General features: G+C 57.0%; 16 protein-coding genes. All 16 read left to right on the top strand.

What is annotated here, in order from left to right; genetic code table 11:
- The first annotated feature begins 33 nt into the window (after positions 1-33).
- The 16 genes from ilvI (at position 34) to ftsQ (ending at position 18,391) form a co-directional block, all read left to right on the top strand.
- Positions 34-1,758 (top strand): acetolactate synthase 3 large subunit, encoded by a 1,725-nt coding sequence (gene ilvI / locus LRS40_RS03295; RefSeq protein ID WP_142488224.1) that lies wholly within the window; start codon positions 34-36, stop codon positions 1,756-1,758.
- A gap of 1 nt (position 1,759) precedes the next feature.
- Entirely contained in the window at positions 1,760-2,251 is a 492-nt protein-coding gene (gene ilvN, locus LRS40_RS03290) for an acetolactate synthase small subunit (protein ID WP_032616525.1), read from the top strand.
- A 179-nt stretch (positions 2,252-2,430) separates the two neighbouring features.
- Entirely contained in the window at positions 2,431-3,435 is a 1,005-nt protein-coding gene (gene cra, locus LRS40_RS03285) for a catabolite repressor/activator (RefSeq protein WP_142488225.1), read from the top strand.
- A 598-nt stretch (positions 3,436-4,033) separates the two neighbouring features.
- Complete coding sequence (gene mraZ, locus LRS40_RS03280) at positions 4,034-4,492, top strand: division/cell wall cluster transcriptional repressor MraZ (RefSeq protein ID WP_103178262.1); 459 nt, start codon at positions 4,034-4,036, stop codon at positions 4,490-4,492.
- A 2-nt stretch (positions 4,493-4,494) separates the two neighbouring features.
- Positions 4,495-5,436: a 16S rRNA (cytosine(1402)-N(4))-methyltransferase RsmH gene (gene rsmH, locus LRS40_RS03275; protein WP_142488226.1), complete on the top strand. Its 942-nt coding sequence runs from the start codon at positions 4,495-4,497 to the stop codon at positions 5,434-5,436.
- Positions 5,433-5,798 carry a cell division protein FtsL gene (ftsL, locus tag LRS40_RS03270; protein WP_142488227.1) on the top strand — a complete coding sequence of 122 codons (366 nt, stop codon included), beginning with the start codon at positions 5,433-5,435 and terminating at the stop codon, positions 5,796-5,798. The genes rsmH and ftsL overlap by 4 nt, the downstream gene beginning before the upstream one ends.
- 15 nt (positions 5,799-5,813) lie before the next feature.
- Positions 5,814-7,580: a peptidoglycan glycosyltransferase FtsI gene (locus tag LRS40_RS03265; RefSeq protein ID WP_231313075.1), complete on the top strand. Its 1,767-nt coding sequence runs from the start codon at positions 5,814-5,816 to the stop codon at positions 7,578-7,580.
- Positions 7,567-9,054 (top strand): UDP-N-acetylmuramoyl-L-alanyl-D-glutamate--2,6-diaminopimelate ligase, encoded by a 1,488-nt coding sequence (gene murE / locus LRS40_RS03260; protein ID WP_231313074.1) that lies wholly within the window; start codon positions 7,567-7,569, stop codon positions 9,052-9,054. The genes LRS40_RS03265 and murE overlap by 14 nt, the downstream gene beginning before the upstream one ends.
- Complete coding sequence (gene murF / locus LRS40_RS03255; RefSeq protein WP_231313073.1) at positions 9,051-10,406, top strand: UDP-N-acetylmuramoyl-tripeptide--D-alanyl-D-alanine ligase; 1,356 nt, start codon at positions 9,051-9,053, stop codon at positions 10,404-10,406. The genes murE and murF overlap by 4 nt, the downstream gene beginning before the upstream one ends.
- Positions 10,400-11,482, top strand: coding sequence for a phospho-N-acetylmuramoyl-pentapeptide-transferase (gene mraY, locus LRS40_RS03250; protein ID WP_142488230.1), 1,083 nt, complete (start codon positions 10,400-10,402; stop codon positions 11,480-11,482). Before murF ends, mraY begins: the two co-directional genes overlap by 7 nt.
- 2 nt (positions 11,483-11,484) lie before the next feature.
- Positions 11,485-12,801: a UDP-N-acetylmuramoyl-L-alanine--D-glutamate ligase gene (gene murD / locus LRS40_RS03245; protein ID WP_231313072.1), complete on the top strand. Its 1,317-nt coding sequence runs from the start codon at positions 11,485-11,487 to the stop codon at positions 12,799-12,801.
- Positions 12,801-14,045, top strand: a complete 1,245-nt coding sequence (ftsW, locus tag LRS40_RS03240) for a cell division protein FtsW (protein ID WP_142488232.1) — start codon at positions 12,801-12,803, stop codon at positions 14,043-14,045. Before murD ends, ftsW begins: the two co-directional genes overlap by 1 nt.
- The gene (gene murG, locus LRS40_RS03235; protein ID WP_156262911.1) at positions 14,042-15,106 is read left to right on the top strand and encodes an undecaprenyldiphospho-muramoylpentapeptide beta-N-acetylglucosaminyltransferase; all 1,065 of its coding nucleotides are present in this window, start codon (positions 14,042-14,044) and stop codon (positions 15,104-15,106) included. The genes ftsW and murG overlap by 4 nt, the downstream gene beginning before the upstream one ends.
- A 58-nt stretch (positions 15,107-15,164) precedes the next feature.
- Positions 15,165-16,640: a UDP-N-acetylmuramate--L-alanine ligase gene (murC, locus tag LRS40_RS03230; RefSeq protein ID WP_142488234.1), complete on the top strand. Its 1,476-nt coding sequence runs from the start codon at positions 15,165-15,167 to the stop codon at positions 16,638-16,640.
- Positions 16,633-17,553 carry a D-alanine--D-alanine ligase gene (locus LRS40_RS03225; RefSeq protein WP_231313071.1) on the top strand — a complete coding sequence of 307 codons (921 nt, stop codon included), beginning with the start codon at positions 16,633-16,635 and terminating at the stop codon, positions 17,551-17,553. Before murC ends, LRS40_RS03225 begins: the two co-directional genes overlap by 8 nt.
- A gap of 1 nt (position 17,554) precedes the next feature.
- Positions 17,555-18,391, top strand: a complete 837-nt coding sequence (ftsQ, locus tag LRS40_RS03220; protein ID WP_231313070.1) for a cell division protein FtsQ — start codon at positions 17,555-17,557, stop codon at positions 18,389-18,391.

The following is an 18,391-nucleotide window of genomic DNA, read 5'->3' as shown; positions in this document are numbered from 1 at the left end:
GTCCGTCTGAAACGATAAGCCTGGAGGCTAATCATGGAGATGTTATCTGGCGCCGAAATGGTCGTCCGATCGTTAATCGATCAGGGCGTGAAGCAAGTGTTCGGTTACCCCGGGGGCGCGGTCCTCGATATTTACGATGCGCTACATACCGTTGGCGGTATCGATCACGTTCTGGTGCGTCATGAGCAAGCTGCCGTACATATGGCCGACGGACTGGCGCGCGCGACAGGAGAGGTTGGCGTGGTGCTGGTGACATCCGGCCCAGGCGCGACCAACGCCATTACGGGTATCGCCACTGCGTACATGGACTCCATTCCGATGGTGGTGCTTTCCGGTCAGGTGGCGACATCGCTGATTGGCTACGATGCCTTTCAGGAGTGCGATATGGTCGGCATCTCCCGTCCGGTGGTGAAACACAGTTTTCTGGTCAAACAGACAGAGGATATCCCCGGCGTATTGAAGAAAGCCTTCTGGCTGGCCGCGAGCGGGCGTCCGGGTCCGGTGGTGGTTGACCTGCCTAAAGATATTCTTAATCCGGCGAACAAACTGCCTTACGTCTGGCCGGAGTCGGTCAGCATGCGCTCTTACAACCCCACCACTCAGGGGCATAAGGGTCAGATCAAACGCGCGTTGCAAACCCTGATCGCCGCTAAAAAACCGGTGGTGTATGTCGGCGGCGGAGCGGTGAACGCGAAGTGCGAAACGCAGCTGCGCGCGCTTATCGAAAAACTGAATCTGCCGGTGGCCTCTTCATTAATGGGCTTAGGCGCTTTTCCTGCCACCCACCGTCAGGCGCTCGGCATGCTCGGCATGCACGGCACCTACGAAGCCAATATGACGATGCACAATTCCGACGTCATTTTTGCCGTAGGGGTGCGCTTTGACGATCGCACAACCAACAACCTGGCGAAGTATTGTCCTGACGCCACGGTGCTGCACATTGACATCGATCCGACCTCGATTTCCAAAACCGTCCCGGCAGATGTGCCTATTGTTGGCGACGCGCGTCAGGTCCTGGAACAGATGCTCGAGCTACTGGCGCTGGAGAGCAATGTTCAGCCGCTCGATGAGATCCGCGACTGGTGGCTGCAGATTGAGCAGTGGCGCGCGCGTCAGTGTCTGAAATATGACACCCAAAGCGAGAGCATCAAGCCACAGGCGGTAATTGAAACCATCTGGCGACTGACAAAAGGCGAGGCGTACGTGACCTCGGATGTGGGTCAGCACCAGATGTTTGCTGCCCTTTACTACCCGTTTGATAAGCCACGCCGTTGGATCAATTCCGGCGGTCTCGGCACCATGGGCTTTGGCCTGCCAGCCGCGCTTGGCGTGAAGCTGGCGTTACCGAATGAAACGGTGGTCTGCGTGACCGGCGATGGCAGTATTCAGATGAACATTCAGGAACTCTCCACCGCACTGCAGTACGACCTGCCGGTGCTGGTGCTCAACCTGAATAACGGTTATCTGGGCATGGTGAAGCAGTGGCAGGACATGATCTATTCCGGCCGCCATTCACAATCGTATATGAAGTCACTGCCTGATTTTGTCCGTCTGGCCGAAGCCTACGGACATATTGGCATGCGCATCAGCGATCCGGCACAGCTGGAAGCGAAGCTCAGCGAAGCCCTTGAACACGTCAACAATAACCGCCTGGTGTTTGTCGATGTCGTGGTTGATGGCACCGAGCATGTCTATCCGATGCATATTCGCGGCGGCGGTATGGATGAAATGTGGCTAAGCAAAACGGAGAGAACCTGATATGCGCCGGATATTATCTGTATTACTGGAAAACGAGTCCGGCGCGCTGTCGCGCGTAATTGGGCTCTTCGCACAGCGTGGCTATAACATCGAAAGCCTGACGGTCGCCCCGACGGACGATCCCACACTCTCCCGCATGACCATCCAGACGGTTGGGGATGCAAAGGTGCTGGAGCAGATCGAAAAGCAACTGCACAAACTGGTTGATGTGTTACGCGTCAGCGAGCTGGGGCAGGGGGCTTACGTTGAACGTGAGATCATGCTGGTAAAAATTCAGGCCACCGGTTACGGGCGGGAAGAGGTGAAACGCAATGCGGACATTTTCCGCGGGCAGATCATTGACGTCACTCCCTCTATCTATACCGTTCAGCTGGCCGGCACCAGCGATAAACTGGACGCCTTCCTCGCCTCGGTGCGGGATGTCGCCAAAATTGTTGAAGTGGCGCGTTCAGGCGTCGTGGGACTTTCCCGCGGTGACAAAGTGATGCGTTAAGCATAAAAGGTTCGCCTCTAGCTTGCCCGGTATGAATGACCGGGCTTTTTTTTGTGCGCCGATGTCGCTGTACCGACAAAAGCGGTTGCCGGACAGGCTATTCTGCGCTTAGATGTTACAAGATTTAGCCATAACCCTGACGAGGTCATGGACTCTTTTCTTTTTTTTAAGGGGCAATTGTGAAACTGGATGAAATCGCCAGGCTAGCCGGTGTGTCGCGAACGACGGCAAGCTATGTGATTAACGGTAAAGCGAAGCAGTATCGCGTCAGCGATAAGACCGTTGAGAAAGTCATGGCAGTGGTTCGAGAACATAACTACCATCCGAACGCCGTCGCGGCCGGTTTACGTGCCGGGCGTACCCGTTCGATCGGTCTGGTGATCCCGGATCTGGAAAACACCAGCTACACCCGGATCGCAAACTACCTGGAGCGCCAGGCTCGTCAGCGCGGCTATCAACTGCTGATCGCCTGTTCGGAAGACCAGCCCGATAATGAGATGCGCTGCATTGAGCATCTGCTGCAACGCCAGGTTGATGCCATTATTGTTTCTACCTCGTTACCCCCTGAGCATCCTTTCTATCAGCGTTGGGCCAATGATGCGTTTCCGATTGTCGCCCTCGACCGTGCGTTAGACCGCGAGCATTTCACCAGCGTGGTGGGTGCGGATCAGGACGATGCTGAAATGCTGGCGGCAGAGCTGCGCACATTCCCGGCAGAAAACGTCCTTTACCTGGGGGCACTGCCTGAACTCTCCGTGAGTTTCCTGCGCGAGCAGGGGTTCCGCACTGCCTGGAAAGACGATCCTCGTGAAGTCGACTACCTCTATGCCAACAGCTATGAGCGTGAAGCCTCGGCCCAACTGTTCGAAAAGTGGCTGGAGACGCATCCGATGCCGCAGGCCCTGTTCACCACCTCGTTTGCGCTGTTGCAGGGGGTCATGGACGTGACGCTGCGTCGTGAAGGCAAGCTGCCGTCCGATCTGGCGATTGCCACTTTTGGCGATCATGAGCTGCTCGATTTCCTGCAGTGCCCGGTGCTGGCCGTTGCGCAGCGTCATCGCGACGTGGCCGAGCGGGTGCTGGAAATTGTGCTGGCGAGCCTCGATGAGCCGCGTAAGCCGAAACCGGGGCTCACGCGCATCCGTCGTAATCTTTATCGTCGCGGAATCTTAAGCCGCGCGTAATGACATCAGGGCAGCGGAAGCTGCCCTGAATTTCTTATCTGCAATCAACGTATTAATTCCCACAGTCTTTTTAAGATAATTCCTTTAAAATCTTTGCCTGCTACGCTTTTTAATTCCCTTTACTGTTTAAAACTTCGTTTCATGCTTATTTTATTATCATAAGTGCAGGGAATTGTATTATTTTGTTACATAACCGAACGTCAGTGCTGAATTATCAGCCATTTTTCCTTCAGGATTTGTCAGCATACCCCTGCCCGCCAGCGGGTTCGCGCCCGCAGTGAATCTGGCGCTGTTATCCCCCCGCAATATGGCTTAAAATGCCGCCCGCGTCGCAAACTGACACTTTATATTTCCCTGCGATGATATGAGTGGTTTTTAAGACGGGTATGCATATTCGCGTTTTTTCTCACAAATATTCATCACGTTAATTTTGCCGCGCCAGTTGTGCAGTTAATAGTCGGGTTAACTTCCATTCGTAAATCAGTGACATTTAGACAGATGTCGCGGAAGTCCTGGCTTGACAAGCTTTTCCATCGCTCCGTAAACTCCCTTAAGTGGGAATTTGTGGGTTAAAGTGGTGAGGAGGGGTGAGACTGGCATGTTCCGTGGAGCGACGTTAGTCAATCTCGACAGCAAAGGGCGTTTGTCGGTACCAACCCGATATCGCGACCAGCTGAACGAGAGCGCTTCTGGTCAAATGGTCTGCACCATTGACATCAACCACGCCTGCCTGTTGCTTTACCCCTTGCCTGAATGGGAAATCATTGAGCAAAAGCTGTCTCGACTGTCGAGCATGAACCCGCAGGAACGCCGCGTGCAGCGGCTGTTATTGGGACATGCCAGTGAATGTCAGATGGACAGCGCGGGGCGTTTATTGATTGCGCCCGTGCTGCGGCAGCATGCCGGTCTGACAAAAGAAGTGATGCTGGTCGGACAGTTCAATAAGTTTGAACTGTGGGATGAAACGGCCTGGTATCAACGGGTCAAGGAAGATATCGACGCTGAGCAGTCCGATTCCGCAACATTGTCGGAACGATTGCAGGATTTGTCTCTATAAATATGATGGAAAATTATAAACATACGACGGTGCTACTGGATGAGGCCGTCAACGGCCTGAATATTCGTCCTGATGGCATCTATATTGATGGCACTTTTGGCCGGGGTGGCCACTCACGTTTGATCCTCTCCCAACTGGGCGCGGACGGCCGTTTGCTGGCAATCGATCGCGATCCGCAGGCTATCGCCGTGGCGAAAACCATCGATGACTCACGCTTTTCCATCGTACATGGACCTTTCTCCGCGCTGGCTGAGTACGTCAGCGAGCGCGATTTAACCGGTAAGATTGACGGGATCCTCCTCGATCTTGGCGTCTCCTCACCGCAGCTTGACGATGCTGAACGCGGCTTCTCCTTTATGCGCGATGGCCCGCTGGATATGCGTATGGATCCGACGCGCGGCCAGTCCGCCGCCGAGTGGCTGCAAACGGCAGAAGAAGCAGATATCGCCTGGGTAATCAAAACCTTCGGAGAAGAGCGCTTTGGCAAACGTATTGCCCGCGCCATCGTTGAGCGTAACCGCATCGAACCCATGACCCGCACCAAAGAGCTGGCGGAAGTGATCGCCGCGGCAACGCCGGTGAAGGACAAATACAAACACCCGGCGACCCGCACCTTCCAGGCAATTCGTATCTGGGTGAACAGCGAGCTCGACGAGATCGAGCAGGCGCTGAAAAGCTCGCTTGGCGTGTTGGCCCCGGGTGGCCGTTTGTCGGTGATCAGCTTCCACTCGCTGGAAGACCGCATTGTGAAGCGCTTTATGCGCGAGCAAAGCCGTGGTCCGCAGGTGCCGGCGGGGCTACCGATGACGGAAGAACAGCTCAAAAAACTGGGCGGCCGTCAGCTGCGCGCCTTAGGTAAGTTAATGCCGGGCGAAGCGGAAGTGGAAGAGAACCCGCGCGCCCGTAGTTCAGTGCTGCGCATCGCAGAAAGGACCAGTGCATGATCGGCAGAGTGGCAGACACCCTCAGCAAGGTGAAAGAGACGTTAGGCAGCACCGAGCGTCATGCTTTGCCGGGCGTCATCTGGGACGACCTGCTGCGTTTCGGCAAGCTGCCACTGTGCCTCTTCATTTGCATTATCGTGTCGGCGGTCACCGTGGTGACCACCGCACACCATACCCGTTTGTTAACGGCGCAGCGCGAACAGCTGGTGCTGGAACGTGATGCGCTGGATATCGAGTGGCGAAATTTGATCCTCGAAGAAAATGCGCTCGGCGATCATAGCCGGGTTGAACGGATCGCAACGGAAAAGCTGCAGATGCAGCATGTTGATCCTTCTCAGGAAAATATCGTAGTACAAAAATAAGGGAAAACGCGACGCATGAAATCGGCGGCGAAGGCGCTAAAACCAAAACGTCAGGAAGAACAGGCCAGCTTTATCAGCTGGCGTTTTGCGTTGCTTTGCGGCTGTATTTTACTGGCGCTGGGTTTCCTGCTGGGACGTGTGGCGTGGCTGCAAATCATTGCCCCCGATATGCTGGTGCGTCAGGGCGACATGCGTTCCCTGCGCGTGCAGGAGGTCTCGACCTCGCGTGGGCTGATCACCGACCGTTCCGGTCGCCCACTGGCGGTCAGCGTGCCGGTGAAAGCGATCTGGGCGGATCCTAAAGAGCTGCATGACGCTGGCGGGATCTCCCTCGATAACCGCTGGAAAGCCCTCTCTGACGCGCTGAAAATGCCTCTCGATCAGCTTGCAGCCCGCGTCAATGCCAACCCGAGAGGGCGCTTTATCTATCTGGCGCGTCAGGTTAACCCTGACATGGCCGACTACATCAAAAAGCTGAAGCTGCCCGGCATTCATCTGCGCGAAGAGTCGCGTCGCTACTACCCGTCCGGGGAAGTGACCGCGCACCTTATCGGCTTTACCAACGTCGATAGCCAGGGCATTGAAGGCGTTGAGAAGAGCTTCGATAAATGGCTGACCGGCCAGCCGGGCGAGCGTGTGGTGCGTAAAGACCGCTATGGCCGCGTCATTGAAGATATCTCTTCAACCGACAGCCAGGCGGCGCATAACCTGGCGCTGAGCATTGACGAGCGTCTACAGGCGCTGGTCTATCGTGAGCTGAACAACGCCGTGGCCTTTAACAAGGCGGAATCGGGCAGCGCGGTACTGGTGGACGTCAGCACCGGTGAAGTGCTGGCGATGGCCAGCAGTCCTTCGTATAACCCGAATAACTTTGCCGGAACGGCCAAAGACGCTATGCGTAACCGTTCGATCACCGACGTCTTCGAGCCGGGATCAACGGTTAAACCGATGGTGGTGATGACGGCCCTGCAGCGCGGCATCGTCAATGAAAATACCGTGCTTAACACGGTGCCTTACCGAATCAACGGCCACGAAATCAAAGACGTGGCGCGTTACAGCGAATTGACCCTCACCGGGGTTCTACAGAAGTCGAGTAACGTCGGCGTTTCTAAGCTGGCGTTAGCGATGCCGTCCTCAGCGTTGGTAGAAACTTACTCACGTTTTGGACTCGGAAAGGCGACCAATTTGGGGTTGGTCGGAGAACGCAGTGGCTTATATCCTCAAAAACAACGGTGGTCTGACATAGAGAGGGCCACCTTCTCTTTCGGCTACGGGCTAATGGTAACGCCGTTACAGTTAGCGCGTGTCTATGCAACGATTGGCAGCTATGGCGTCTATCGCCCGCTGTCGATCACCAAAGTCGATCCGCCGGTGCCCGGTGAGCGTATCTTCCCGGAATCGATCGTCCGCACCGTCGTGCACATGATGGAAAGCGTGGCCCTGCCCGGCGGCGGCGGCGTGAAGGCGGCGATCAAAGGCTATCGCATCGCGATTAAAACCGGTACCGCGAAAAAAGTCGGGCCAGATGGCCGCTACATCAATAAATACATTGCTTACACCGCAGGCGTGGCGCCTGCGAGCAATCCGCGTTTTGCGCTGGTGGTAGTTATCAACGATCCACAAGCGGGTAAATACTACGGTGGCGCCGTTTCCGCGCCGGTCTTCGGTGCCATCATGGGCGGCGTATTGCGCACCATGAACATCGAGCCGGATGCGCTGACAACGGGCGAGAAAAGTGAATTTGTAATTAATCAAGGCGAGGGAACAGGTGGCAGATCGTAATTTGCGCGACCTTCTTGCTCCGTGGGTATCGGGTTTACCTGCGCGAGTACTGCGAGAGATGGTACTCGACAGCCGTGTGGCTGCCTCGGGCGATCTTTTTGTGGCAGTAGTAGGTCATCAGGCGGACGGGCGTCGGTATATCCCGCAGGCGATAGCGCAAGGTGTAGCTGCCATTATTGCTGAGGCAAAAGATGAAGCCGCGGATGGTGAAATCCGTGAAATGCATGGCGTGCCGGTCATCTATCTCAGCCAGTTAACCGAACGTCTCTCCGCGCTGGCGGGGCGTTTTTATAACGAACCTTCAGACCAGTTGCGCCTGGTTGGCGTAACCGGCACCAACGGTAAAACCACCACCACGCAGCTGATGGCGCAGTGGGCGCAGCTGCTGGGTGAAACCAGCGCGGTAATGGGCACCGTGGGTAACGGCCTGCTGGGCAAAGTCAACCCAACGGAAAACACTACCGGCTCCGCCGTCGACGTGCAGCATGTACTGGCCGGTCTGGCCGGGCAGGGCGCAACCTTCGCGGCAATGGAAGTCTCTTCTCACGGGCTGGTCCAGCACCGTGTCGCGGCGCTGAAATTTGCCGCCTCCGTGTTCACTAACCTGAGCCGGGACCATCTCGACTACCATGGCGACATGGACAACTACGAAGCGGCGAAATGGCAGCTGTATGCCACGCACCACTTCGGTCAGGCGATCATTAATGCCGATGACGAAGTAGGCCGCCGTTGGCTGGCTAAGCTGCCGGATGCCGTAGCGGTCTCCATGGCCGACCATATCAATCCGAACTGCCACGGCCGCTGGTTGAAAGCCACCGAGGTTATCTATCACGACAGCGGTGCGACTATCCGTTTTGCATCGAGCTGGGGTGAGGGCGAAATCGAAAGCCGTCTGATGGGGGCGTTCAACGTCAGCAACATGCTGCTGGCTCTCGCCACCTTGCTGGCGCTGGGTTATCCACTGGCGGATCTGCTCAGCACCTCCGCGCGTCTGCAACCGGTTTGCGGACGGATGGAAGTGTTCACCGCCCCAGGCAAACCTACCGTGGTGGTGGATTACGCCCACACGCCGGATGCGCTGGAGAAAGCGCTGGAAGCGGCTCGCCTGCACTGTGCCGGTAAGCTGTGGTGCGTCTTTGGCTGCGGCGGCGATCGCGACAAAGGCAAACGCCCGCTGATGGGTGCCATTGCCGAGCAGTTCGCCGATATCGCCGTGGTAACAGATGACAACCCGCGTACCGAAGAGCCGCGCGCCATTATCAACGACATTCTGGCCGGGATGCTCGATGCCGGGCGTGCCCGCGTTGTGGAGGGGCGCGCCGAAGCGGTGACCAACGCCATTATGCAGGCCGGTGAGAACGACGTGGTGCTTCTGGCCGGTAAAGGCCATGAAGATTATCAGATCGTCGGCACCAACCGTCTGGACTACTCCGACCGTGTGACCGCGGCGCGTCTGCTGGGAGTGGTGGCATGATTAGCGTAACGCTAAGCCAGCTGGCCACTATCCTGGGCGCTGACGTCAGCGGCGAGCTGACCTTCGATGCGGTCACCACCGACACGCGTAAAATCACCCCCGGCTGCCTTTTTGTGGCGCTGAAGGGTGAGCGTTTTGATGCGCACGACTTTGCCGGGCAGGCGAAAGCAGCAGGCGCGGGTGCGCTGCTAGTGAGCCGTAAACTGGATATCGACCTGCCGCAGGCGGTGGTAAAAGATACCCGCCTGGCCTTTGGTGAGCTGGCAGCATGGGTTCGCCAGCAGGTTCCGGCGCGCATTGTGGCGCTGACCGGCTCGTCCGGTAAAACCTCCGTTAAGGAGATGACCGCTGCGATCCTCAGCCAGTGTGGCAACACGCTTTATACCGCAGGCAATCTGAATAACGATATCGGCGTGCCGATGACGCTCCTGCGTCTGAATCGCGAGCATGAATATGCGGTGATCGAACTGGGTGCTAATCACCAGGGCGAAATCGCCTGGACCGTGAGCCTGACGCAGCCGGAAGCGGCGCTGGTGAATAACCTTGCCGCGGCGCATCTCGAAGGTTTTGGCTCACTGGAAGGTGTGGCGAAAGCGAAGGGCGAGATCTACACCGGCCTGCCGGTCAACGGCATCGCTATCATGAATGCCGACAACAACGACTGGCTGAACTGGAAAAGCGTCATCGGGGATCGCAAAACCTGGCGCTTCTCACCTAATGCTGCCAATAGCGACTTTACCGCCACCAACGTTCATGTGACCTCCCACGGCACCGAATTTACGCTACAGACCCCAACGGGTGATGTGGATGTACTGCTGCCGCTGCCGGGTCGTCACAATATTGCCAATGCCCTGGCCGCCACCGCGCTGGCGATGGCCGTTGGCGCACCACTGTCGGCGATCAAAACCGGGCTGGCAAACCTGAAAGCTGTTCCCGGACGCCTGTTCCCGATCCCGCTGGCGGAAAACAAACTGCTGTTGGATGACTCCTATAACGCTAATGTCGGCTCCATGACCGCTGCGGTACAGGTGCTGTCAGAGATGCCGGGTTATCGCGTGATGGTGGTGGGCGATATGGCCGAACTGGGCGATGAGAGCGAAGCCTGTCATCTCCAGGTGGGTGAAGCGGCGAAAGCCTCCGGTATCGATCGCGTGTTAAGCGCCGGTCATCTCAGTAAAAATATCAGCCAGGCCAGCGGCGTCGGTGAGCATTTTGCCGATAAAGCGGCGTTGATCGCCCGCCTTAAGGCCCTGGTTGAAGAACAACAAATTGTGACAGTTTTAGTGAAAGGTTCACGCAGTGCCGCCATGGAAGAGGTTGTGCACGCTTTACAGGAGAATGGGACATGTTAGTTTGGCTGGCCGAGCATTTGGTCAAATATTATTCCGGCTTTAACGTCTTTTCCTATTTGACGTTTCGCGCCATCGTCAGCCTGCTGACTGCGTTGTTCATCTCCTTGTGGATGGGCCCGCGCATGATTGCCCGTCTGCAAAAACTCTCTTTCGGTCAGGTTGTGCGTAACGACGGTCCGGAATCACACTTCAGTAAGCGCGGCACGCCAACCATGGGCGGCATTATGATCCTCACCGCGATTGTGGTGTCGGTGCTGCTGTGGGCTTACCCGTCAAACCCGTATGTCTGGTGCGTACTGGTTGTGCTGGTGGGCTATGGCATCATCGGTTTTGTCGATGACTACCGCAAAGTGGTGCGTAAAGACACTAAAGGGCTCATCGCCCGCTGGAAGTATTTCTGGATGTCGGTGATTGCGCTTGGCGTCGCGTTTGCGCTCTATCTGGTGGGTAAAGACACCCCGGCGACCGAGCTGGTAGTGCCGTTCTTTAAAGATGTGATGCCGCAACTGGGCATCTTCTACATCCTGCTGGCCTATTTCGTGATTGTCGGGACCGGCAATGCGGTGAACCTGACCGACGGCCTGGACGGCCTGGCCATTATGCCAACCGTCTTTGTTGCCGGCGGCTTTGCGCTGGTGGCATGGGCGACCGGTAACATGAACTTCGCCAGCTACCTGCACATCCCGTACCTGCGCCACGCCGGTGAGCTGGTGATCGTCTGTACGGCGATTGTCGGCGCGGGCTTAGGCTTCCTGTGGTTTAACACTTACCCGGCGCAGGTCTTTATGGGTGACGTCGGTTCACTGGCACTGGGCGGCGCGCTGGGCATTATTGCCGTATTGCTGCGTCAGGAGTTCCTGCTGGTGATCATGGGCGGTGTATTTGTGGTTGAAACCCTGTCGGTGATCCTGCAGGTAGGCTCCTTCAAGCTGCGCGGACAGCGCATCTTCCGGATGGCGCCAATCCATCACCACTATGAACTGAAAGGCTGGCCGGAACCGCGCGTTATCGTGCGCTTCTGGATTATTTCGCTGATGCTGGTGCTGATTGGCCTGGCAACGCTGAAGGTACGTTAATCATGGCAGATTACCAGGGTAAAAAAGTCGTTATCATCGGGTTAGGCTTAACCGGCCTCTCCTGCGTGGACTTTTTCCTCGCGCGGGGCGTTACGCCTCGGGTGATGGATACGCGTGTCTCTCCGCCTGGTCTGGATAAACTGCCGGAGCAGGTCGAACGCCACCTTGGTGGTCTGAATGAAGAGTGGCTCAATACCGCCGATCTGATTGTCGCCAGCCCGGGCATCGCCCTGGCCCACCCGGCATTGAGCGCCGCGGCGGACGCGGGCGTCGAGATTGTCGGCGATATCGAACTGTTCTGCCGTGAGGCTCAGGCGCCGATCGTTGCTATTACTGGTTCCAACGGGAAAAGTACCGTCACCAGCCTGGTCGGTGAAATGGCGAAAGCGGCAGGGGTTAATGCAGGCGTAGGCGGTAATATCGGTCTGCCGGCATTGATGCTGCTCGATGCGGCCCGCGAGCTGTATATCCTTGAGCTCTCCAGCTTCCAGCTGGAAACCACCTCAAGCCTGCAGGCGGTGGCGGCAACCATCCTCAACGTCACCGAAGATCATATGGATCGCTATCCGTTTGGTCTGCAGCAGTACCGTGCCGCCAAGCTGCGTATCTATGAAAATGCCCGCGTTTGCGTGGTGAATGCCGATGATGCGCTGACCATGCCGGTACGCGGGGCGGACGAGCGCTGCGTGAGCTTTGGCATCAACATGGGCGACTATCACCTGAACCGTCAGCAGGGCGAAACCTGGCTGCGGGCGAAGGGTGAGAAAGTGCTGAACGTAAAAGAGATGCACCTGACGGGTCAGCATAACTACACCAATGCGCTTGCCGCACTGGCGCTGGCGGATGCCGCCGGTCTGCCGCGCGCCACCAGCCTGAAAGCCCTGACCACCTTCAGCGGCCTGGCGCATCGTTTCCAGCTGGCGCTGGAGCATAACGGCGTACGCTGGATCAATGATTCAAAAGCCACCAACGTCGGCAGTACCGAAGCGGCGCTGAATGGCCTGCACGTTGACGGTACCCTGCATCTGCTGCTGGGCGGCGACGGCAAATCTGCCGATTTCTCTTCGCTGAAACAGTATCTCAGCGGTGATAACGTGCATCTTTACTGCTTTGGCAGGGACGGTGCCGAACTGGCGGCGCTGCGTCCGGAGATCGCTAAGCAAACCGACACCATGGAGCAGGCGATGCGGCTGATTGCTCCGCGCGTGAAGCCCGGTGACATGGTGCTGCTTTCTCCGGCCTGTGCCAGCCTCGATCAGTTCAAGAATTTCGAGCAGCGTGGCGATCTCTTCACCCGCCTGGCGAAGGAGTTAGGCTGATGCGCTTCTCTCTCCCTCGCCTGAGAATGCCGCGCCTGCCAGGATTTGGCATCCTGGTGTGGATCTCGTCGGCGTTAAAAGGCTGGGTCATGGGCTCCCGGGATAAAGATTCCGATAGCCTGGTGATGTACGACCGCATGCTGCTCTGGCTCACGCTGGGGCTGGCGGCGATTGGCTTTATTATGGTCACCTCGGCCTCGATGCCCGTCGGACAGCGTCTGGCTAACGATCCCTTCCTGTTTGCCAAGCGTGACGGGCTGTACATCATTCTGGCGTTCTGTCTGGCGATGGTAACGCTACGTCTGCCGATGGCCTTCTGGCAGCGGCACAGTACCGCTATGTTGATCGCTTCGATCGCGATGCTGCTGATTGTACTGGTGGTCGGGAGCTCGGTGAACGGGGCATCGCGCTGGATTGCCTTTGGTCCGCTGCGTATTCAGCCTGCGGAATTCACCAAGCTGTCGCTGTTCTGCTATCTCGCCAACTATCTGGTGCGTAAGGTGGATGAAGTCCGTAACAACCTGCGCGGCTTCTTAAAACCGATGGGCGTAATCCTGGTGCTGGCGGTTCTGCTGCTGGCCCAGCCTGACCTCGGTACCGTGGTGGTGCTGTTCGTCACCACCCTTGCGATGCTGTTCCTGGCGGGGGCGAAACTCTGGCAGTTCATCGCCATCATCGGGATGGGGATTTCAGCAGTGGTGCTGCTGATCCTTGCCGAGCCGTACCGTATCCGCCGTGTAACCTCTTTCTGGAACCCTTGGGAAGATCCCTTCGGCAGCGGCTATCAGCTGACCCAGTCACTGATGGCATTTGGCCGCGGTGAAGTGTGGGGCCAGGGCCTGGGGAACTCAGTGCAAAAACTGGAGTATTTACCCGAGGCGCACACCGACTTCATCTTCTCCATCATCGGGGAAGAACTGGGTTATATCGGTGTGGTATTGGCACTTTTAATGGTATTCTTCGTCGCTTTCCGTGCGATGTCGATCGGCCGGAAAGCACTGGTTATCGACCACCGGTTCTCGGGTTTTTTAGCCTGTTCAATCGGTATCTGGTTCAGTTTTCAGGCTTTAGTTAACGTCGGTGCCGCAGCAGGTATGCTGCCAACCAAAGGTCTGACGTTGCCGTTAATCAGTTACGGTGGTTCGAGTCTGCTGATCATGTCGACCGCCATTATGTTTTTGCTGCGCATAGATTATGAAACGCGTCTGGAAAATGCCCAGGCGTTTACACGAGGTTCACGATGAATCAACCGAAGCGGTTAATGGTGATGGCGGGCGGTACCGGTGGACATGTGTTCCCGGGACTGGCGGTTGCGCACCATTTAATGGATCAGGGCTGGCAGGTACGCTGGCTGGGAACCGCAGACCGCATGGAGGCCGATCTGGTGCCGAAGCACGGGATTGAGATCGACTTTATCCATATCTCCGGCCTGCGCGGCAAGGGTGTTAAAGCTCTGCTGCTGGCGCCGGTGCGTATTTTTAACGCCTGGCGTCAGGCGCGGGCGATTATGAAGCGCTTTAAGCCGGACGTGGTGCTGGGGATGGGGGGGTATGTCTCTGGTCCTGGCGGGCTGGCGGCGTGGTCGCTGGGTATCCCGGTTGTGCTGCACGAGCAGAACGGCATTGCGGGTCTGACCAACAAGTGGCTCTCCCGCATCGCCAGTAAAGTGATGCAGGCCTTCCCTGGCGCGTTTCCGAAGGCAGATGTGGTGGGTAACCCGGTGCGTGTAGATGTGCTGGCGCTGCCGTTGCCGCAGGAGCGCCTTATCGGGCGCGAAGGCCCGGTGCGCGTGCTGGTAGTGGGTGGCTCTCAGGGGGCACGCATTCTGAACCAGACGCTGCCGCAGGTGGCGGCGAAGCTCGGCGACGCGGTGACCATCTGGCATCAAAGCGGGAAGGGCGGTCAGCAGACGGTGGAGCAGGCGTATGCCGACGCGGGCCAGCCGCAGCATAAAGTGACTGAATTTATCGACGACATGGCGGCGGCGTATGCCTGGGCCGATGTCGTGGTCTGCCGCTCCGGCGCGCTGACGGTGAGCGAAATTGCCGCCGCAGGCTTACCGGCGCTGTTTGTGCCGTTCCAGCACAAAGATCGTCAGCAGTACTGGAATGCGTTGCCGCTTGAGAAAGCCGGCGCCGCGAAAATTTTTGAACAGCCGCAGTTTACCGCAGACGCGGTCGCCACCACCCTGGCGGGCTGGAACCGGGAGACATTACTGGAGATGGCGCAGCACGCACGTGCCGCAGCGATCCCGGATGCAACGGAACGGGTGGCGAAAGAAGTGAGCCTGGCAGCCCAGGTTTAACCCTCGCAGCGCGTGTTGCGCTGCACGAATTTTTGAAGTAGTCGATGGCGTTTAGAGAATGAATACACAACAACTGGCGAAACTGCGTTCAATCGTGCCCGAGATGCGTCGCGTCCGGCACATTCACTTTGTTGGCATCGGCGGCGCCGGTATGGGCGGTATTGCCGAAGTGCTGGCGAATGAAGGCTACCAGATCAGCGGTTCGGATCTGGCGCCGAACCCTGTTACGCAACAGTTGGCGTCGCTTGGCGCGACCATCTATTTTAACCATCGCCCGGAAAACGTCCTTGATGCCAGCGTGGTTGTGGTCTCCAGCGCCATCTCTGCCGACAACCCGGAAATCGTTGCCGCACACGAAGCGCGTATCCCGGTGATCCGCCGCGCGGAGATGCTGGCCGAGCTGATGCGTTTTCGTCACGGCATCGCCATTGCCGGGACTCACGGTAAAACCACCACCACGGCGATGGTCTCCAGCATTTATGCCGAAGCGGGCCTCGATCCGACCTTCGTTAATGGCGGCCTGGTGAAAGCTGCAGGGGTGCACGCGCGCCTCGGCAATAGCCGTTATCTGATCGCCGAAGCAGATGAAAGTGACGCGTCCTTCCTGCATCTGCAACCGATGGTGGCGATTGTCACCAACATCGAAGCCGACCATATGGATACCTACCAGGGCGACTTCGAAAATTTAAAGCAAACATTTATAAACTTTCTCCACAATCTGCCGTTTTATGGACGGGCGGTGATGTGTGTTGACGATGCGGTGATCCGCGAGCTGCTGCCGCGTGTTGGTCGTCAGATCACCACCTACGGTTTCAGCGAAGATGCCGACGTCCGTGTGGAAAATTACAAACAGATCGGTGCGCAGGGGCATTTCACCCTGGCGCGTCAGGACAAAGAGCTGCTGCAGGTGACGCTTAATGCGCCAGGCCGTCACAACGCCCTGAACGCCGCGGCCGCCGTTGCGGTAGCAACAGAAGAGGGTATTGAAGACGAGGCCATTCTGCGGGCGCTGGAAAGCTTCCAGGGAACCGGCCGTCGTTTCGATTTTCTTGGCGAGTTCCCGCTGGAAAACGTTAACGGGAAAAGCGGGACCGCGATGCTGGTTGATGACTACGGTCATCACCCGACCGAAGTGGATGCAACGATCAAAGCGGCGCGCGCGGGCTGGCCGGATAAAAATCTGGTTATGCTGTTCCAGCCACACCGTTATACCCGTACGCGTGACCTGTACGACGATTTCGCTAACGTGCTGTCACAGGTTGATGCCCTGCTGATGTTGGATGTTTACTCGGCAGGTGAAGCGGCGATTCCGGGGGCAGACAGTCGTTCTTTGTGTCGCACCATTCGTGGTCGCGGCAAGATCGACCCGATTCTGGTCTCCGATCATGCCCAGGCGGCAGCGATGCTTGCTCCGGTGTTGACCGGCAATGATTTGATTCTGGTGCAGGGTGCCGGAAATATCGGCAAGATCGCCCGTACGCTGGCTGAAATCAAACTTACGCCGCAAATTTCGGAGGAAGAGCGTCATGGCTGATAAGATTGCGGTCCTGTCTGGCGGTACCTCTGCTGAGCGCGAAGTTTCTCTGAATTCCGGTGCTGCGGTACTGGCAGGGCTTCGCGAAGGCGGCGTTAATGCGCACCTGGTCGATCCGAAAGAGACTGACGTGACGCGCCTGAAAGAGATGGGTTTTGCTAAAGTCTTTATCGCGCTGCACGGTCGCGGTGGTGAAGACGGTACGCTGCAGGGCTTGCTGGACATTATCGGCCTGCCTTATACCGGCAGTGGCGTGATGGCTTCGGCCATCTCCATGGATAAGCTGCGCAGCAAACTGCTGTGGCAAGGGGCTGGTTTACCGGTTGCGCCGTGGGTGGCACTGACCCGTCGTGAATTTGAGCAGGGTCTTGACGCCAGCGTCGCGGATCGTATCGCTGCGCTGGGATTACCGGTAATCGTTAAGCCGAGCCGCGAAGGCTCAAGCGTAGGAATGTCTAAAGTTGACGAAGCAGGCGATATATCATCTGCATTAGCGCTGGCATTTCAACATGATGAAGAAGTTCTGATTGAAAAATGGCTAAGCGGACCGGAATTTACCGTTGCGATGCTTGGTGAAGAAATTTTACCGTCAATTCGTATCCAACCAGCCGGAACCTTCTATGATTATGAGGCGAAGTATCTCTCTGATGAGACGCAATATTTCTGCCCAAGTGGTCTGGAAGCGGAGCGTGAGGCCATTTTAAACGCTCTGGTGCTTAAAGCCTGGCAAGTACTTGGCTGCCGTGGCTGGGGAAGAATCGACGTGATGCAGGATAGCGATGGACAGTTTTATCTGCTGGAAGCCAATACTTCACCGGGTATGACCAGTCATAGCCTGGTGCCAATGGCGGCGCGCCAGGCAGGGATGAGCTTCTCGCAGTTAGTGGTTCGCATTCTGGACCAGGCGGGCTGATATGTCTCAGGCTGCGCTGAACACGCGAAACCGTGACGAAGAAGAAGAGTATTCCTCTTCACGGCGGAGTAATGGAACGCGTCTTGCAGGGATTACCTTCCTGCTTGCCGTGCTGTGTACGGTGTTTGTCAGCGGCTGGATGGTGCTCGGCTGGATGGAAGATGCACAACGTCTGCCTCTGTCGAAACTGGTGGTAACGGGTGACCGTCACTACACGCGTAATGATGATATCCGGCAGTCGATTCTGGCATTAGGCTCGCCCGGCACCTTCATGACGCAGGATGTGAATATTATCCAGAGCCAGATTGAGCGTTTGCCATGGATTAAACAGGCGAGCGTCAGAAAGCAGTGGCCGGATGAATTGAAGATTCATCTGGTTGAATATGTACCCATTGCGCGTTGGAATGATCAGCATATGGTTGACGTAGATGGTATTTCTTTCAGCGTCCCGGCCGATCGTGTCAGCAAGCAAAATTTACCCATGTTGTATGGTCCGGAAGGCAGCGAAAACGAAGTGCTGGAAGGCTTCCGTAACATGGGGCAGGTGCTGGCTAAAGATCGTTTTACCCTGAAACAAGCCGCGATGACGGCGCGTCGGTCCTGGCAGTTGACGCTGACGAACGACATTAAGCTGAATCTTGGCCGGGGTGACACGATGAAGCGTCTGGCCCGTTTTGTAGAACTTTATCCCGTTCTGCAGCAACAGGCGCAGGCTGAAGGCAAAAGGATTAGCTACGTTGATTTGCGCTATGACTCAGGCGCATCGGTCGGGTGGAGCCCGGCGCCGGCTGAGGAACCTAATCAGCAACAGAATCAGGCTCAGGTACAGGCAGAATAA

Source organism: Leclercia sp. G3L (assembly GCF_021117075.1).
GTDB lineage: Bacteria > Pseudomonadota > Gammaproteobacteria > Enterobacterales > Enterobacteriaceae > Enterobacter > Enterobacter adecarboxylatus_C.
The sequence above is the reverse complement of the archived record's forward strand: the minus strand, read 5'-3'. Positions and strand labels throughout refer to the sequence as shown.

What these genes read in the sequence shown, in the direction of transcription:
- ilvI (WP_142488224.1), top strand. Translation starts at nt 34, where the DNA reads ATGGAGATGTTATCTGGCGCCGAAATGGTCGTCCGATCGTTAATCGAT.
- ilvN (WP_032616525.1), top strand. Translation starts at nt 1,760, where the DNA reads ATGCGCCGGATATTATCTGTATTACTGGAAAACGAGTCCGGCGCGCTG.
- mraZ (WP_103178262.1), top strand. Translation starts at nt 4,034, where the DNA reads ATGTTCCGTGGAGCGACGTTAGTCAATCTCGACAGCAAAGGGCGTTTG.
- rsmH (WP_142488226.1), top strand. Translation starts at nt 4,495, where the DNA reads ATGATGGAAAATTATAAACATACGACGGTGCTACTGGATGAGGCCGTC.
- ftsL (WP_142488227.1), top strand. Translation starts at nt 5,433, where the DNA reads ATGATCGGCAGAGTGGCAGACACCCTCAGCAAGGTGAAAGAGACGTTA.
- LRS40_RS03265 (WP_231313075.1), top strand. Translation starts at nt 5,814, where the DNA reads ATGAAATCGGCGGCGAAGGCGCTAAAACCAAAACGTCAGGAAGAACAG.
- murF (WP_231313073.1), top strand. Translation starts at nt 9,051, where the DNA reads ATGATTAGCGTAACGCTAAGCCAGCTGGCCACTATCCTGGGCGCTGAC.
- mraY (WP_142488230.1), top strand. Translation starts at nt 10,400, where the DNA reads ATGTTAGTTTGGCTGGCCGAGCATTTGGTCAAATATTATTCCGGCTTT.
- murD (WP_231313072.1), top strand. Translation starts at nt 11,485, where the DNA reads ATGGCAGATTACCAGGGTAAAAAAGTCGTTATCATCGGGTTAGGCTTA.
- ftsW (WP_142488232.1), top strand. Translation starts at nt 12,801, where the DNA reads ATGCGCTTCTCTCTCCCTCGCCTGAGAATGCCGCGCCTGCCAGGATTT.
- murG (WP_156262911.1), top strand. Translation starts at nt 14,042, where the DNA reads ATGAATCAACCGAAGCGGTTAATGGTGATGGCGGGCGGTACCGGTGGA.
- murC (WP_142488234.1), top strand. Translation starts at nt 15,165, where the DNA reads ATGAATACACAACAACTGGCGAAACTGCGTTCAATCGTGCCCGAGATG.
- LRS40_RS03225 (WP_231313071.1), top strand. Translation starts at nt 16,633, where the DNA reads ATGGCTGATAAGATTGCGGTCCTGTCTGGCGGTACCTCTGCTGAGCGC.
- ftsQ (WP_231313070.1), top strand. Translation starts at nt 17,555, where the DNA reads ATGTCTCAGGCTGCGCTGAACACGCGAAACCGTGACGAAGAAGAAGAG.